At 56.0% G+C, this 15,629-nt stretch carries 13 protein-coding genes; 5 read left to right on the forward strand and 8 right to left on the reverse strand.

Going from position 1 to position 15,629, the window contains the following annotated elements; translation table 11 throughout:
* Nucleotides 1–37: 37 nt before the first annotated feature.
* From hofC to nadC, 4 genes are all read right to left on the reverse strand, one after another.
* Nucleotides 38–1,222, reverse strand: a complete 1,185-nt coding sequence (hofC, locus tag ACMGGU_RS01885) for a protein transport protein HofC (RefSeq protein ID WP_420300210.1) — start codon at nt 1,220–1,222, stop codon at nt 38–40.
* Entirely contained in the window at nt 1,212–2,594 is a 1,383-nt protein-coding gene (gspE, locus tag ACMGGU_RS01890; protein WP_343666621.1) for a type II secretion system protein GspE, read from the reverse strand. Before gspE ends, hofC begins: the two co-directional genes overlap by 11 nt.
* Before the next feature lie 10 nt (nt 2,595–2,604).
* Complete coding sequence (gene ppdD, locus ACMGGU_RS01895) at nt 2,605–3,042, reverse strand: prepilin peptidase-dependent pilin (protein WP_048028494.1); 438 nt, start codon at nt 3,040–3,042, stop codon at nt 2,605–2,607.
* 176 nt (nt 3,043–3,218) lie between these two features.
* A complete protein-coding gene (nadC, locus tag ACMGGU_RS01900; RefSeq protein WP_021240514.1) occupies nt 3,219–4,112 on the reverse strand; it encodes a carboxylating nicotinate-nucleotide diphosphorylase in 894 nt (297 codons plus the stop codon).
* An 87-nt stretch (nt 4,113–4,199) separates the two neighbouring features.
* Between nadC and ampD the strand changes: the two genes are divergently transcribed.
* Together ampD and ampE are read left to right on the forward strand one after the other, a co-directional pair.
* A complete protein-coding gene (gene ampD, locus ACMGGU_RS01905) occupies nt 4,200–4,751 on the forward strand; it encodes a 1,6-anhydro-N-acetylmuramyl-L-alanine amidase AmpD (protein WP_008501965.1) in 552 nt (183 codons plus the stop codon).
* A gap of 9 nt (nt 4,752–4,760) precedes the next feature.
* Nucleotides 4,761–5,615: a beta-lactamase regulator AmpE gene (ampE, locus tag ACMGGU_RS01910; protein ID WP_063620800.1), complete on the forward strand. Its 855-nt coding sequence runs from the start codon at nt 4,761–4,763 to the stop codon at nt 5,613–5,615.
* Between the two features lie 18 nt (nt 5,616–5,633).
* Here the strand turns inward: ampE and ACMGGU_RS01915 are convergent, their stop codons facing one another.
* The 4 genes from ACMGGU_RS01915 to ACMGGU_RS01930 all read right to left on the reverse strand — a co-directional run bounded on the left by ACMGGU_RS01915 (nt 5,634) and on the right by ACMGGU_RS01930 (nt 9,801).
* Nucleotides 5,634–6,584, reverse strand: a complete 951-nt coding sequence (locus ACMGGU_RS01915) for a family 43 glycosylhydrolase (protein WP_395299804.1) — start codon at nt 6,582–6,584, stop codon at nt 5,634–5,636.
* Between the two features lie 10 nt (nt 6,585–6,594).
* The gene (locus tag ACMGGU_RS01920; protein ID WP_262796741.1) at nt 6,595–7,992 is read right to left on the reverse strand and encodes a glycoside-pentoside-hexuronide (GPH):cation symporter; all 1,398 of its coding nucleotides are present in this window, start codon (nt 7,990–7,992) and stop codon (nt 6,595–6,597) included.
* A 164-nt stretch (nt 7,993–8,156) separates the two neighbouring features.
* The gene (gene aroP / locus ACMGGU_RS01925) at nt 8,157–9,527 is read right to left on the reverse strand and encodes an aromatic amino acid transporter AroP (protein WP_024907477.1); all 1,371 of its coding nucleotides are present in this window, start codon (nt 9,525–9,527) and stop codon (nt 8,157–8,159) included.
* Nucleotides 9,528–9,573: 46 nt separating this feature from the next.
* Entirely contained in the window at nt 9,574–9,801 is a 228-nt protein-coding gene (locus tag ACMGGU_RS01930; RefSeq protein ID WP_080474218.1) for a hypothetical protein, read from the reverse strand.
* A 263-nt stretch (nt 9,802–10,064) separates the two neighbouring features.
* On the opposite strand from ACMGGU_RS01930, the gene pdhR reads away from it, so the two are divergent.
* From pdhR to aceF, 3 genes are all read left to right on the forward strand, one after another.
* Entirely contained in the window at nt 10,065–10,829 is a 765-nt protein-coding gene (gene pdhR / locus ACMGGU_RS01935; protein ID WP_008501960.1) for a pyruvate dehydrogenase complex transcriptional repressor PdhR, read from the forward strand.
* 123 nt (nt 10,830–10,952) lie between these two features.
* Complete coding sequence (gene aceE / locus ACMGGU_RS01940; protein WP_028015529.1) at nt 10,953–13,616, forward strand: pyruvate dehydrogenase (acetyl-transferring), homodimeric type; 2,664 nt, start codon at nt 10,953–10,955, stop codon at nt 13,614–13,616.
* A 14-nt stretch (nt 13,617–13,630) separates the two neighbouring features.
* Complete coding sequence (aceF, locus tag ACMGGU_RS01945; RefSeq protein ID WP_023326706.1) at nt 13,631–15,526, forward strand: pyruvate dehydrogenase complex dihydrolipoyllysine-residue acetyltransferase; 1,896 nt, start codon at nt 13,631–13,633, stop codon at nt 15,524–15,526.
* Nucleotides 15,527–15,629 lie beyond the last annotated feature (103 nt).

Consider the following 15,629-nt stretch of genomic DNA (forward strand, 5'->3'; position numbering starts at 1 on the left):
TTTCGCTGGCGCATGCCCGTGCGCCAGCCCTGTTGTACTATCCCGCGCTCATCGCATCTCCCAGGTGGAATATCGGCAGGTACATTGCCACCACCAGCGTACCGATAATGACCCCCGTCACAATCAGTAGCAGCGGCTCCAGAAGCGCCGCCAGGTTATCTGCTCGTTGAAAGGTCTGTTCCGTGTGATGATGGGCAAGGTTTGCCAGCATGATGTCCAGCGCACCTGACATTTCACCGGTTCGTAAAAGCTGAATACAGAGCGGGGTAAACAATGCCGCCTTCTGAAAGGATGACCAGACGGGCAGACCCTTTTCAATGTCCTCCCGCACGTTGCGAAGTATCCCTTGCCAGTACCGGCTCTCAACAGTTTCTTCTGCACTCTCCAGACCCTGTAAAAAGGGGATGCCTGCCTGTTGCGTGAGTGACAGCACGGTAAAGATGTGTCCCAGCTTTTGGCCTTTTGCCAGTGCGCCCATCACGGGCGTATGCATCAGGATTTGCTGCCAGCGAGGGTTCTGCCGCAGAGCCCAGGCGACGGCAAAGGGGGTTAGTAGCAGGGCGAACAACGCGAGGGCATATGTCTGCATAAAGGCGGCCATTCCCATGACCATCTGCGTCAGCACGGGAAGCGGGGTATTAAACGTTTTGTAGATCGCGGCAAACTCGGGCAGGACCAGGGTGACCATCGCCAGCACAACCACTACAGCCAGCGTCAGGACGATCGCCGGGTAGCGGAGCGCTTTTTTCACTTTTGCACTGAGCTGCTGCTGCGCTTTTTGTTGCTGCGCGAGCTGACGACAGCACGCCTCCAGCTTCCCTGTCAGCTCCCCGGTCTTCACCATCGAGACATGCAGCGGGCTAAAAACGGCTGGCCACTTTTTTAGCGACTCCGAAAACGGGCATCCTTCACTGAGCTCATCGGCAATGCTTTGCAGCAGCGCCTGCCACGGTTTTAACGGATGCTGTTCTGCCAGCATTTGCAGGCTGTGGGACAATGTCAGTCCAGCCTGCAGAAGCGTGGCGAGCTGATGAAACATCTCGTCGCAGTGGTGTTGCCGCCAGCGGTGCCGCTGCGTGCATCGGGTAAGCGTCAGAGGATGGAGGTCGTTACGCATTAGCCGGGTGAAGGCCGCATTGCGGTCCGTGGCCCAGAGTGTCCCGCTTCGGGGTTCTCCATCTTTGGTGAGCGCACGCCAGCGCCAGAGCTGATTAGCCGCCATTGGGCATTCCCAGGACGCGCAGCAACTCTTCAATCGTGGTTAGCCCCTGTTCGACGGCCATGCAGCCGTGTTCAAAAAGAGAAATCATCCCTGCCTGGCGGGCGCTCGCCTCGATGACGTCTGTTCCCGCTCCGCTGGCAATGGCCTGCCGCAGGGCATTGTCGATCCCGAGTACTTCAAAAATGGCCACGCGGCCATAAAAACCGTGGTAACAGCGCTCGCAGCCGGTAGGCTGCCAGCGTGGAAGTGGTCTGGGCCATACTGAGCGAGGTAAGTCCGCATGCTCCCCGCTTTTCTGTCGGCAGTACGGGCAGAGACGTCGAACCAGTCGCTGGGCAATCACCATCGTCAGTGCGGAGGAAATCATCCAGCGTGCAACGCCCATCTGCTCCAGGCGAACCAGCGTTTCCGTCGTCGAGTTGGTATGCAGGGTCGACAGCACCAGGTGCCCGGTCTGGGCAGCATTAATGGCAATCCCGGCCGTTTCACCGTCACGGATTTCGCCGACCATTATGATGTCGGGATCCTGACGCAGCAGCGCCCGCAGCACGCTCTGGAAGGTTAAACCCGCCCGGGGATTAATCTGCGTCTGGTTTAATCCGGCAAGGGGGATCTCAATAGGATCCTCTACGCTGCAGATGTTGACGTCAGGGGTGTTACGCGACTGCAGCGCGCTGTACAGCGTCACGGTTTTGCCGCTGCCGGTAGGCCCGGTGACCAGAATCAGCCCCTGTGGCTGGTGGAGAACCGCATTAAAACAGGCCAGCTGCTCAGCATTCATGCCAAGCGCTTTCGGCTCAAGGGCCTGCGGAACCTGCTGCAGGAGACGCAGCACAATTTTCTCGCCGCCGCTGCAGGGAAGCGTCGCGATCCGAAACGAGACCGGCTCGTTGGCCAGCTCAATCGTAAACTGGCCGTCCTGGGGTAAACGGCGCTCAGCAATATCCAGGTTACCCAGTACTTTTAAGCGTGCGCTGAGCAGGTTAGCCAGTTCCGCCGCAAGCGGAGGCTGCGGGCAAAGTACGCCGTCGATACGTAAACGAATCTGGCACGCGTGCTCCATCGGTTCGATATGAATATCAGAGGCGCGCTGATTGATTGCCTGCTGCAGCGTGTGGTTGAGGATATCTACCGTTGAATGCGCTTGCGAAACGCCGGGCAGATGCGATTGTGACGTGAGCTGCCGGTGTTTTTCCATGCGCTCAGCGCTCCAGCACTCAATATCAATCCGTTTCTGAGTCGCGAAACGCAGCGCCTCCATGAGTTCGGCCGCGGGGTTGCCCACGACGGCAATGCTGACCATTTCACTGTCGCTGGTAAGCAGCAGTGCGTGATGGCGAAGACAAAGCGCCACGAGTTGATCGGTCTTCATTTTCCGCTCCTCAGTTATTGTCGAAGCGGAAAACGTCTTCGCAGGCCTGCTTCAGGGCGCTATCAGCGCTGATGTTGCAGAGACGCGTCCAGCCCGTCATACCGTTAGCGTCGTTCCACTGCGGCGTCATGACCACTTCCAGCCCGTTAAGACTTTCCTGTCCTGTTAAGGTCACGATCCCTTTCGCTACGCTCATTCCCGACACGTAGCGTGTCGTGGTGGGGGAAGGGATGCCGTTGCTGCCGGCATCGCAGCTCTCCACGCCCCCGTGATCCAGCGCGCAAAGCTCGATGGCGGTGCGGTAGGGAACGAAGGTTTGCAGCATATCGGTCAGCGCCGCTTTGCGCAGGTAGTTCTGATAGGCAGGTACGCCGATGGCGCTCAGAATCGCAATAATGCCGATGACCACCATCAGCTCAATGAGAGTGAATCCGTGTTGTCTGTTCATATCTGCTCCTTACGTTAAGTGGCGCTACTCTGTCAGCGCGAAAGGGCAGAAACGAGGGGCAAAAAAAGGAACGGGAGAGCGCTTTCAGAGAATTTATGCCGCGTTGCAGGGAAGAACAGCGGATTTGCGAGCGGGGCTGAAATTCCCCTCTCCGGGCGGAGAGGGGAGAGGAATGACTATTTAAAACGCATCGAGAGGTCGAGAGCGCGAACGTGCTTGGTCAGCGCGCCGACGGAGATGTAATCCACGCCGGTTTCGGCAAATTCACGGATTGTTTCGAAGGTGACGTTTCCGGACACTTCGAGCTGGGCCCGGCCGTTGGTCAGTTTTACCGCCTCGCGCATCTGCTCGGTTTCGAAGTTATCGAGCATGATGATATCGGCCCCGGCCTTAATCGCCTGCTCCAGCTCGTCCAGGTTTTCCACTTCCACTTCAACCGGCACGTCCGGGTGCAGCCAGAAGGCCTTCTCCACCGCCTGGCGCACGGAGCCCGAGGCAATAATGTGGTTCTCTTTAATCAGGAAAGCGTCGGACAGGCCCAGACGATGGTTTGCGCCGCCGCCGCAGAGCACCGCGTACTTCAGCGCCGTGCGCAGGCCCGGCAGCGTTTTGCGGGTATCCAGCAGCTGGGTTCGGGTGCCGGCCAGCAGGTCAACGTAGCGGCGCACTTCACTGGCAACGCCAGAGAGCGTTTGTACAAAATTGAGCGCGGTACGTTCGCCGGTCAGCAAGACGCGGGAGGGGCCGTCCAGCTCGAACAGCGGCTGATTGGGCGTGACGCTATCGCCATCTTCAACGTGCCATGTTACCTGCACATCATCGCCCGCCAGTTGGGTAAAGACCTCTTCAACCCAGCGCTTGCCGCAAAAAACACCCTCTTCGCGGGTGATAATGACCGCGTGGGAGCGTGTCTCTTTTGGCAACAATTGTGCGGTAATATCTTTATCGGCATTGACGTCACCGCCCAGGTCTTCTTTCAAAGCATGGGCAACGCTTGCCGGAATATCCATATTAATACGTTCCAGAAGCGCTTCACGTCGGTGGTCGGGGTTGTAGCGGCGAGGCGGCATGATAAAACTCCAAATTGGTAACGAATCATAATATTGAAACATGCTACTCTGAACCGAGTAACAGCACCATACATAAGGAGTTCCAGCATGTTGTTAGAAAACGGATGGCTGGTGGATGCGCGGCATGTGCCTTCGCCGCACCACGACTGCCGCCCGGAGGATGAAAAGCCCACACTGCTGGTGGTTCATAATATTAGTCTCCCGCCGGGAGAATTTGGCGGCCCGTGGATCGATGCGTTATTCACAGGAACGATTGATCCCGATGCCCATCCTTTCTTTGCTGAGATTGCGCATCTGCGCGTGTCGGCTCACTGCCTGATTCGTCGCGATGGTGAAGTGGTTCAGTATGTTCCCTTTGATAAGCGCGCCTGGCATGCCGGGGTGTCGATGTATCACGGGCGCGAACGGTGCAACGATTTTTCTATCGGGATCGAACTGGAAGGCACGGATACCACGCCCTACACCGATTCACAGTATCAACAGTTGGCGGCTGTGACCCGCACGCTTATCGGACTCTATCCGGCCATTGCCGACAATATTACGGGACACAGTGATATTGCCCCGGCGAGAAAAACCGATCCCGGCCCGGCATTCGACTGGCCGCGGTTCCGCGCCATGCTCACCGCGTCGTCAGAATAAGGAGATACCATGACGTTGTTTACCATGCTGCTGGTTATCATCGCTGAACGCCTGTTCAAGCTCGGCGAGCACTGGCATCTGGATCACCGGCTGGAGGTGTTATTCCGCCGTATCAAACATTTTTCCATGCTGCGCACGCTGCTGATGATGGCAGGAGTGATGGTCATTACGTTCCTGCTGCTGCGCGCGCTGCATGGACTGTTTTTCAACGTGCCGCTGCTGGTGGTGTGGATCCTGCTCGGCGTGCTGTGCATTGGTGCGGGCAAGGTGCGTTTGCACTATCACGCCTACCTGAAAGCCGCCTCCCGTGACGATGCCCATGCGCGCGGTGCCATGGCGAGCGAGCTGACGATGATCCACGGCGTGCCGCCGGACTGCGACGAGCGCGAGTTTCTGCGCGAACTGCAGAACGCGCTGCTGTGGATTAACTTCCGTTACTACCTGGCGCCGCTGTTCTGGTTTGTGGTAGGCGGCCCGTGGGGACCGGTCTTGCTGATGGGGTATGCGTTCCTGCGCGCCTGGCAGACCTGGCTTGCCCGCTATCTGACGCCGCATGAACGTTTGCTGTCCGGCATCGATGCCATCCTGCACGTGCTCGACTGGCTCCCGGTGCGTCTGGTGGGCGTTGTGTACGCGTTAATTGGACACGGTGAGAAAGCGCTGCCCGCATGGTTTGCTTCGCTGGCTGACCGCCATACGTCGCAGTATCAGGTGTTAACGCGTCTGGCACAGTTCTCGCTGGCGCGTGAGCCGCATACCGACAAGATTGAAACACCGAAAGCCGCTGTCTCCATGGCGAAGAAAACGTCGTTTGTGGTGGTGGTTATCGTGGCGCTGCTGACGATCTACGGCACGCTGGTGTAAGCCAGCGCGCCGCAAAGACTAAAGCGTATCCGCAGGCGGGATGCCGAAATCAGGCATCCCGTTTTCATTCCAGCGGACGCGCTTCAGGCGGGTATGACGGTTCGGATCGTAAAGCGGATCGCCCTCAATTTCGGTGTAGTTCCGCGCGTGATACACCAGCACATCTTCCCCTTCCGGCGTTTGTGTAAAGCTGTTGTGGCCCGGGCCGAACTGGCGGTTTTCGTAGCTGGTCACGAATACGGGACGCGGGGATTTGTGCCAGTTTGCAGGGTTTTGCGGAGCGGCATTCAGGTCTATCCACAGCAGTCCCATGCAGTAGTTCTCGTCGGTGGCGCTGGCGGAATAGCTGATAAACAGCTTATCGCCGTGAACCAACACCGCCGGGCCTTCGTTAACCCAAAATCCGCGACACTCCCAGTCATACTCCGGTTTGCTGAGCATCACCGGCTCGCCTTTTAGCGTCCACGGGTTCGCCATTTCGCACAGATAAAGGTTGGAGTTCCCGGTGATATCCGGTGCCTTTTGCGCCCACAGATACCAGCGTTTCCCCTGATGCACAAAGGTGGTAGCGTCCAGAGCAAAGGTATCGAACGGGGTTTTGATTTGCCCTTTTTCCACCCACGTGCCGGTAAGCGGATCGCTGTCGGTACATTCAATGGCAAACATGCGGTGCTGGAACATCCCGAGTGCATCGAGCGCCTGCGTGTGCGTCGCGGCAAAATAGATGTACCACTTTCCGTCGATATGATGCAGTTCCGGCGCCCATATCAGCTGGCTCATGGGGCCAGCGTCGGGTTTACGCCAGACCACCACTTCTTCGGCATGACGTAAGCCTTCCAGCGACGCTGCGCGGCGGATCGCCAGCTTGTCGTACTGCGGCACGGAGGCGATAAAATAGTACTGCCCCTCATGGCGTAAAATGTACGGATCGGCGCGTTGTTCGATAAACGGGTTTGGCCACTGATGCATTTGGCTCTCCTTATTTTGTCTCTGCGGCTTTCAGTGCCTGATAGTCGTTCAGTTCACGGTAGTTGGTGCGGCGTTTCTCCAGATCGGCCTGGATCTGCTTCATGGTTTCACGATCCACCTTCAGCAGGCGCACCACGCCCGCGGTAATTAAGTATCCAATGCCGGGAATGACGGTAAAGAGCAGCACGATCCCGTTAAGGGCGTCCGCGCTTTGCGCTTTCGCGCCCGCGTCGTAGCCATACCAGGAGAGCAGGAACCCGACCATCGCCCCGGCAATCGCCAGCCCCAGCTTCAGGAAGAAGATGTTGCCCGAGAAGCTGATGCCGGTGATGCGCTTCCCGGTTTTCCACTCGCCGTAGTCGTCCACGTCGGCCATCAGCGACCAGTGCAGCGGAGACGGGATCTGGTGCAGGATGTTCAGCAGGACGTAGAGCGCCACGATGGTGACGGTGGCTTTCGGGTCGAAGAAATAAAAGGCACAGGAGAAAATCGCCAGCACGATATTGGTCCAGAAGAAGACCTTCAGCTTACACCAGCGGTCGGTCAGCACTTTTGCCAGCACGCTGCCGAGCATCATGCCAACAACGCCCAGGCTGATGAACAGCGTGGCGAAGTGGGTGCTCTGGCCCATCACCCAGGTAACGTAATACATGGTGGCCGCCATGCGGATAAAGCCGGGGCAGACGTTGCAGAGCGTCAGCAGCAGAATGCGCACCCACTGGTCGTTCTTCCACACGTCTTTCAGATCGTTTTTCAACTCATCGTTGGTCTGCACCGCCGGGCGCACGCGCTCGCGCACGGTGGCGAAGCAGAACAGGAACATGCAGGTGCCAATCAGCGCTAGTACGGTCATCGCCATCTGGTAGCCTTTGGCTTTGTTGTCCCCGCCAAACCAGTCGGCCATCGGCAGCAGCGTTAATGAGAGCAGCAGCGTGGCGATGCCGACCAGCACGAAGCGATACGACTGGCAGGCGACGCGCTCTTTCGGGTCGTTAGTGATCACCCCGCCCAGCGAGCAGTAGGGGATGTTGATGGCGGTATAGGTCAGCGACAGCAGGAAATAGGTGACAAAGGCATAGATAACTTTGCTGTTATAGCTCCACTCTGGCGTGGTGAACATCAGGATGCTGAACAGCGCGTAGGGGAAAGCGATCCACAGCAGCCATGGACGAAACCGGCCATATTTGCTGCGGGTACGGTCGGCAATCGCGCCCATGATCGGGTCCGTTACGGCGTCAATCACGCGGACAGACAGCAGCAGCACGCCGACCAGCGCAGGGGCGAGGCCAAAAATATCCGTATAAAAATAGTTAACAAACAGCATGATGGCGCCAAAGATAATGTTGCATCCGGCGTCGCCCATCCCATAGCCGATCTTTTCTTTTACTGACAGTGTGTTGTTATCCATCGACAGCTCTCCGGTTTACGGTATGGAGAGAATTATTCGCTGGCGAAGGGATATATGCGTTGCAGTATCAGGGCGGTGATATGGATAAATGCGCTGTGGGCGCGAAAGTGTGAGGAAGGTAACAACGCGCGGCACCCGCAAAAGCAGGTACCGCGGAGGGAGGCTTAGTGCGCCTTCATGGCATTACGGCTTTTCTGACTGAAGAGATAGCCCACGCCCAGGATCGCAATCCAGACCGGGATCAGGTAGACGGAAATCGCCATACCCGGCGTGATCAGCATGATCACCAGAACGGCCGCCATGAACAGCAGGCAGATCCAGTTGCCCAGCGGATAGAGCAGGGCAGGGAAGCGCGTGGTGACGCCCTGCTGCTGTTTCGCGCGGCGGAACTTGATGTGTGCCAGGCTGATCATCGCCCAGTTGATGACCAGAGCAGAGACCACCAGCGCCATCAGCAGGCCAAACGCCGATTCCGGTGCCATGTAGTTAATCAGCACGCACAGGGCGGTCACGATGGCGGAAACAATGATGGTATTCACCGGCACGCCGCGTTTATCAACGTTAAGCAGCATCTTCGGCGCGTTGCCCTGTTGGGCGAGGCCGAACAGCATACGGCTGTTGCAGTATACGCAGCTGTTGTATACGGAGAGCGCTGCGGTCAGCACCACGATGTTCAGGGCGTTGGCGACAAAGGTGTCGCCCAGCTCGTGGAAGATCAGCACAAACGGGCTGGTGTCGGCAGTGACGCGCGTCCACGGCAGCAGGGAGAGCAGCACGGCCAGTGAGCCCACATAGAAGATCAGAATACGGTAGATAACCTGATTTGTGGCTTTCGGGATGCTCTGCTCAGGGTTGTCGGCTTCAGCGGCAGTGATCCCTACCAGCTCCAGACCGCCGAAGGAGAACATAATGATGGCCATCATCATCACCAGACCGGTCATGCCGTGAGGCAGGAAGCCACCTTGTTCCCAGAGGTTGCGCACGGTGGCCTGCGGGCCGCCGTTGCCGCTGAACAGCAGCCAGCCGCCAAAGATAATCATCGCCACCACGGCAATGACCTTGATGATGGCAAACCAGAACTCCATCTCCCCGAACACTTTAACGTTGGTCAGGTTAATGGCGTTGATAATGACGAAGAAGGCTGCAGCAGAAGCCCAGGTTGGGATTTCGGGATACCAGAACTGAATGTATTTCCCGACGGCGGTCAGTTCGGCCATGGCAACCAGAACGTACAGCACCCAGTAGTTCCAGCCCGAGGCGAAACCGGCAAAGCTGCCCCAGTATTTATAGGCAAAGTGGCTGAAGGAGCCCGCGACCGGCTCTTCTACTACCATTTCGCCCAGCTGGCGCATGATCAGAAAAGCAATGAAACCCGCAATCGCGTAACCCAAAATAATGCCCGGACCGGCAGACTGGATAACGGATGCGCTGCCCAGAAACAGGCCGGTACCAATCGCACCGCCCAGTGCGATGAGCTGAATATGGCGGTTTTTAAGCCCGCGCTTTAGCTGATCGCCGTGCTGTTGAGCTTCCATTTGAAACCTCGTGTGTGGTTGTTATGTTCACGCTGAGCGTGTGTAATTATGAAAATCCATATTCTGTATTTATTTCTTTACGGTTAACGAGACCGAAAAAAGCGGAGATGACTTCCGTAAGCGCCAGAATAGTGGTAAGTGCCTGCGAATGCACCTGCTTTATGAAGGGGTGATGACGACTTGAATAAAAAGAAAGCATTTGTAAATCGGCCCGCTCGTTGTTCCTCTCCCAACCTATAGAATAGAAATGCGCCTTAAGTGGGCGAATTTTCATTATTTGCCTTGTTGAATCGCTTCAGATTGCAAAAAACCTCGTTTCATTATGGTTAAAACTCCCTCTTTGGGGGTAATCAACTCATTTGTGCAAAGTTACATTTCTGAAACGTTATTTCTGTAAGGTTGTTAAAATGTGCAGGGTTTACTGATTTCAATCAAAACCAATATGGACAGAAGGTGAATACTTTGTTACTTTAGCGATACGAAATAGAAATTGGTAAGACCAATTGACTCCGGGCAAAAAGGCGTAAGACAGGGAATATGGCCTACAGCAAAATTCGCCAACCAAAACTATCTGATGTGATTGAGCAGCAGCTGGAGTTTTTAATCCTCGAAGGGACTCTGCGCCCGGGTGAGAAACTTCCGCCAGAACGCGAGCTGGCAAAACAGTTCGACGTTTCACGTCCTTCTCTGCGTGAGGCGATTCAACGTCTCGAAGCAAAGGGCTTGCTGCTTCGTCGCCAGGGCGGCGGAACCTTTGTGCAAAACAGCCTGTGGCAGAGCTTCAGCGATCCGCTGGTAGAACTTCTCTCTGACCACCCAGAATCCCAGTTTGACCTGCTTGAGACCCGTCACGCGCTGGAAGGTATTGCGGCCTATTACGCCGCCCTTCGCAGCACTGATGAAGATCGCGTGCGTATCCGCGAACTGCATCAGGCCATTGAACGGGCACAGCAGTCCGGCGATTTAGACGCCGAGTCCAGCGCCGTCGTCCAGTATCAAATCGCCGTCACCGAAGCGGCACACAATGTGGTGCTCCTCCATCTGCTACGCTGCATGGAGCCGATGCTGGCCCAGAACGTTCGTCAAAATTTTGAATTGTTGTATGCCCGTCGGGACATGCTCCCACTGGTAAGCAACCATCGCACCCGAGTATTCGAGGCGATAATGGCCGGGGAACCGGAGCAGGCGCGCGAAGCGTCGCACCGCCATCTGGCTTTCATTGAGGAAATCTTGCTGGACCGCAGCCGTGAACAATCGCGTCGCGAACGTTCATTACGCCGCATACAGCAACGAAAGGATTAAGCGCCAGGTACTTTTAGAGCGCGGCAACTAAACGCAGAACCTGTCTTATTGTGTTCTTGCCCAAGAGCACAATGGGACAGGTTCCAGACAAATCAACGTATTAGATAGATAAGGAATACCCCCATGTCAGAACGTCTCCAAAATGACGTGGATCCGATCGAAACTCGCGACTGGCTACAGGCGATCGAATCGGTCATCCGTGAAGAAGGTGTTGAGCGCGCTCAGTATCTGATTGATCAGCTGCTTTCTGAAGCCCGCAAAGGCGGTGTGAAGGTTGCTTCAGGTGCAGGGGCTAGCAACTACGTAAACACGATTGCCGTCGAAGACGAACCGGAATACCCGGGCAATCTGGATCTGGAACGTCGTATCCGTTCTGCAATTCGCTGGAACGCCATCATGACCGTTCTGCGCGCATCCAAGAAAGACCTGGAGCTGGGTGGCCACATGGCGTCCTTCCAGTCTTCTGCGACCGTTTACGAAGTGTGCTTCAACCACTTCTTCCGTGCAGCGAACGAGAAAGACGGCGGCGATCTGGTGTACTTCCAGGGCCACATCTCTCCGGGCATCTATGCACGTGCATTCCTGGAAGGTCGTCTGACTGAAGAGCAGATGAACAACTTCCGTCAGGAAGTTCACGGTAAAGGTCTGTCTTCTTACCCGCACCCTAAACTGATGCCTGAATTCTGGCAGTTCCCGACCGTATCAATGGGTCTGGGCCCAATCGGTGCGATCTACCAGGCGAAATTCCTGAAGTATCTGGAACACCGTGGTCTGAAAGACACCTCTGAGCAGACCGTATACGCCTTCCTGGGCGACGGCGAAATGGATGAGCCAGAATCTAAAGGCGCGATCACCATCGCGACCCGTGAGAAGCTGGACAACCTGTGCTTCATCATCAACTGTAACCTGCAGCGTCTGGATGGTCCGGTAACCGGTAACGGCAAGATCATCAACGAACTGGAAGGCATCTTCGCAGGTGCTGGCTGGAACGTGATCAAAGTCATGTGGGGTTCCCGTTGGGACGAACTGCTGCGTAAAGACACCAGCGGTAAACTGATCCAGCTGATGAACGAAACCGTTGACGGTGACTACCAGACCTTCAAATCCAAAGACGGTGCCTACGTGCGTGAGCACTTCTTCGGCAAATATCCAGAAACCGCAGCCCTGGTTGCAGACTGGACTGATGAGCAGATCTGGGCCCTGAACCGCGGTGGTCACGATCCGAAGAAAATCTACGCTGCACTGAAAAAAGCGCGTGAAACCAAAGGTAAAGCGACTGTAATCCTGGCCCACACCATCAAAGGTTACGGCATGGGTGATACCGCAGAAGGTAAAAACATCGCTCACCAGGTTAAGAAAATGAACATGGACGGCGTGCGTTATATCCGCGACCGTTTCAACGTTCCAGTCACCGATGAGCAGGTAGAAAACCTGTCTTACATCACCTTCCCGGAAGGCTCTGAAGAGCACAAGTACCTGCACGAACGTCGTCAGGCGCTGAAAGGCTACCTGCCAGCTCGCCAGCCTAACTTCACCGAGAAGCTGGAACTGCCAGCGCTGGAAGACTTCTCTCAGCTGCTGGAAGAGCAGAACAAAGAGATCTCTACCACTATCGCTTTCGTTCGTGCCCTGAACGTGATGCTGAAGAACAAGTCGATCAAAGATCGCCTCGTGCCAATCATCGCCGACGAAGCGCGTACTTTCGGTATGGAAGGTCTGTTCCGTCAGATCGGTATCTACAGCCCGAACGGCCAGCAGTACACCCCGCAGGACCGTGAGCAGGTTGCTTACTACAAAGAAGACGAGAAAGGTCAGATCCTGCAGGAAGGTATCAACGAGCTGGGCGCAGGCGCATCCTGGCTGGCTGCTGCGACCTCTTACAGCACCAACAACCTGCCGATGATCCCGTTCTACATTTACTACTCCATGTTCGGGTTCCAGCGTATCGGTGACCTGTGCTGGCAGGCAGGCGACCAGCAGGCTCGCGGCTTCCTGATCGGTGGTACTTCCGGTCGTACGACCCTGAACGGTGAAGGTCTGCAGCACGAAGATGGTCACAGCCACATTCAGTCTCTGACTATCCCTAACTGTATCTCTTACGACCCGTCTTACGCGTATGAAGTGGCAGTCATCATGCATGACGGTCTGCAGCGCATGTACGGTGAAGCGCAGGAGAACATTTACTACTACATCACCACCCTGAACGAAAACTACCACATGCCGGCAATGCCAGCAGGTGCCGAGGAAGGTATCCGTAAAGGTATCTATAAACTCGAAACCATCGAAGGTAGCAAAGGTAAAGTTCAGCTGCTGGGCTCCGGTTCTATCCTGCGTCATGTTCGTGAAGCAGCACAGATCCTGGCGAAAGACTACGGTGTCGGTTCCGATGTGTACTCTGTGACCTCCTTCACTGAACTGGCGCGTGATGGCCAGGATTGTGAGCGCTGGAACATGCTGCACCCAATGGAAACCCCACGCGTTCCGTACATCGCTCAGGTGATGAACGACGCGCCAGCGGTGGCGTCTACTGACTATATGAAACTGTTCGCTGAGCAGGTTCGTACTTACGTTCCAGCTGATGATTATCGCGTTCTGGGTACTGACGGCTTCGGTCGTTCTGACAGCCGCGAAAACCTGCGTCACCACTTCGAAGTTGATGCTTCTTACGTGGTTGTAGCAGCACTGGGCGAACTGGCTAAACGTGGCGAAATCGATAAGAAAGTGGTTGCGGACGCAATCACCAAATTCAACATCGATGCAGAAAAAGTTAACCCGCGTCTGGCGTAAGAGGTAAAAGAATAATGGCTATCGAAATCAATGTACCGGACATCGGGGCTGATGAAGTTGAAATCACCGAGATCCTGGTCAAAGTAGGCGACAAAGTTGAAGCTGAACAGTCGCTGATCACCGTAGAAGGCGACAAAGCCTCTATGGAAGTCCCGTCTCCTCAGGCTGGCATCGTTAAAGAGATCAAAGTCTCTGTTGGCGATAAAACCGAGACTGGCAAACTGATCATGATTTTCGATTCCGCCGACGGTGCAGCCGCTGCTGCACCTGCGCAGGAAGAGAAGAAAGCCGCTCCGGCCGCCGCTGCTCCAGCAGCTGCCGCGAGTGCGAAAGAAGTGAACGTGCCTGACATCGGCGGTGACGAAGTTGAAGTGACTGAGATCCTGGTGAAAGTGGGCGATACCGTTGCGGCCGAGCAGTCACTGATCACCGTAGAAGGCGACAAAGCCTCTATGGAAGTGCCAGCACCGTTTGCGGGTACCGTTAAAGAGATCAAGATCAACACCGGTGACAAAGTGTCTACTGGCTCCCTGATCATGATCTTCGAAGTGGCAGGTGCTGCACCTGCTGCCGCGCCTGCACAGGCCGCTGCTCCGGCGCCAGCCGCAGCACCAGCCGCTGCTGGCGGCGCGAAAGACGTTAACGTACCGGACATCGGCGGTGATGAAGTTGAAGTCACCGAAGTGATGGTAAAAGTGGGCGACAAAGTTGCCGCTGAACAGTCACTGATCACCGTTGAAGGCGACAAGGCTTCTATGGAAGTCCCTGCGCCATTCGCGGGTACCGTTAAAGAGATCAAAATCAGCACCGGCGACAAAGTGTCTACCGGCTCTCTGATCATGGTCTTCGAAGTGGAAGGCGCTGCGCCTGCCGCAGCTCCGGCTGCCGCGGCTGCTCCAGCACCGGCTGCTGCACCGGCTCAGGCTGCTAAACCAGCCGCTGCCCCTGCTGCAAAAGCAGAAAAATCAGAGTTCGCTGAAAACGACGCTTACGTCCACGCGACGCCGCTGATTCGTCGCCTGGCGCGCGAATTCGGTGTGAACCTGGCGAAAGTGAAAGGGACCGGCCGTAAGGGTCGTATCCTGCGCGAAGACGTTCAGACCTACGTGAAAGACGCGGTGAAACGCGCCGAAGCTGCACCAGCTGCAGCCGCTGGCGGCGGTATCCCGGGCATGCTGCCATGGCCGAAAGTGGACTTCAGCAAGTTCGGCGAGATTGAAGAAGTGGAACTGGGCCGTATCCAGAAAATCTCTGGTGCGAACCTGAGCCGTAACTGGGTGATGATCCCGCACGTTACGCACTTCGATAAGACCGATATCACCGATCTGGAAGCGTTCCGTAAACAGCAGAACGCCGAAGCTGAGAAGCGTAAACTGGACGTGAAATTCACCCCAGTGGTCTTCATCATGAAGGCGGTTGCTGCGGCTCTGGAACAGATGCCACGCTTCAACAGCTCCCTGTCCGAAGACGGCCAGAAGCTGACGTTGAAGAAATACATCAACATCGGTGTTGCGGTTGATACGCCAAATGGTCTGGTTGTTCCGGTCTTCAAAGACGTGAACAAGAAGAGCATCACTGAGCTGTCCCGTGAACTGACCACCATCTCCAAGAAAGCGCGTGATGGTAAGCTGACTGCCGGCGAAATGCAGGGCGGTTGCTTCACCATCTCCAGCATCGGCGGCCTGGGTACCACCCACTTCGCGCCGATTGTGAACGCGCCGGAAGTGGCTATCCTCGGTGTGTCCAAGTCCGCGATGGAGCCGGTGTGGAATGGCAAAGAGTTCGTGCCGCGTCTGATGATGCCAATCTCTCTGTCCTTCGACCACCGCGTGATCGACGGTGCTGATGGTGCGCGTTTCATCACCATCATCAACAACATGCTGAGCGACATTCGCCGCCTGGTGATGTAATCGAAAAGCCGGCCAGTCGGCCGGCTTTTTTCTGATAATCTCATGGTGTTTGTGAGGTTATTGGCGAAAGCGACAATTCGTGAGCCGTTTGTTGTTTCAAAAT

The organism is Enterobacter sp. BNK-8 (assembly GCF_048685095.1).
GTDB classification, from domain to species: domain Bacteria; phylum Pseudomonadota; class Gammaproteobacteria; order Enterobacterales; family Enterobacteriaceae; genus Enterobacter; species Enterobacter quasiroggenkampii.

Bases quoted from the DNA above. Each gene is read 5' to 3' on its own strand.
- ACMGGU_RS01915 (WP_395299804.1), bottom strand. From the start codon at position 6,584: ATGCATCAGTGGCCAAACCCGTTTATCGAACAACGCGCCGATCCGTAC.
- ACMGGU_RS01930 (WP_080474218.1), bottom strand. From the start codon at position 9,801: ATGAAAATTCGCCCACTTAAGGCGCATTTCTATTCTATAGGTTGGGAG.
- ppdD (WP_048028494.1), bottom strand. From the start codon at position 3,042: ATGAACAGACAACACGGATTCACTCTCATTGAGCTGATGGTGGTCATC.
- pdhR (WP_008501960.1), top strand. From the start codon at position 10,065: ATGGCCTACAGCAAAATTCGCCAACCAAAACTATCTGATGTGATTGAG.
- aceF (WP_023326706.1), top strand. From the start codon at position 13,631: ATGGCTATCGAAATCAATGTACCGGACATCGGGGCTGATGAAGTTGAA.
- ACMGGU_RS01920 (WP_262796741.1), bottom strand. From the start codon at position 7,992: ATGGATAACAACACACTGTCAGTAAAAGAAAAGATCGGCTATGGGATG.
- ampE (WP_063620800.1), top strand. From the start codon at position 4,761: ATGACGTTGTTTACCATGCTGCTGGTTATCATCGCTGAACGCCTGTTC.
- gspE (WP_343666621.1), bottom strand. From the start codon at position 2,594: ATGAAGACCGATCAACTCGTGGCGCTTTGTCTTCGCCATCACGCACTG.
- nadC (WP_021240514.1), bottom strand. From the start codon at position 4,112: ATGCCGCCTCGCCGCTACAACCCCGACCACCGACGTGAAGCGCTTCTG.
- hofC (WP_420300210.1), bottom strand. From the start codon at position 1,222: ATGGCGGCTAATCAGCTCTGGCGCTGGCGTGCGCTCACCAAAGATGGA.
- ampD (WP_008501965.1), top strand. From the start codon at position 4,200: ATGTTGTTAGAAAACGGATGGCTGGTGGATGCGCGGCATGTGCCTTCG.
- aceE (WP_028015529.1), top strand. From the start codon at position 10,953: ATGTCAGAACGTCTCCAAAATGACGTGGATCCGATCGAAACTCGCGAC.
- aroP (WP_024907477.1), bottom strand. From the start codon at position 9,527: ATGGAAGCTCAACAGCACGGCGATCAGCTAAAGCGCGGGCTTAAAAAC.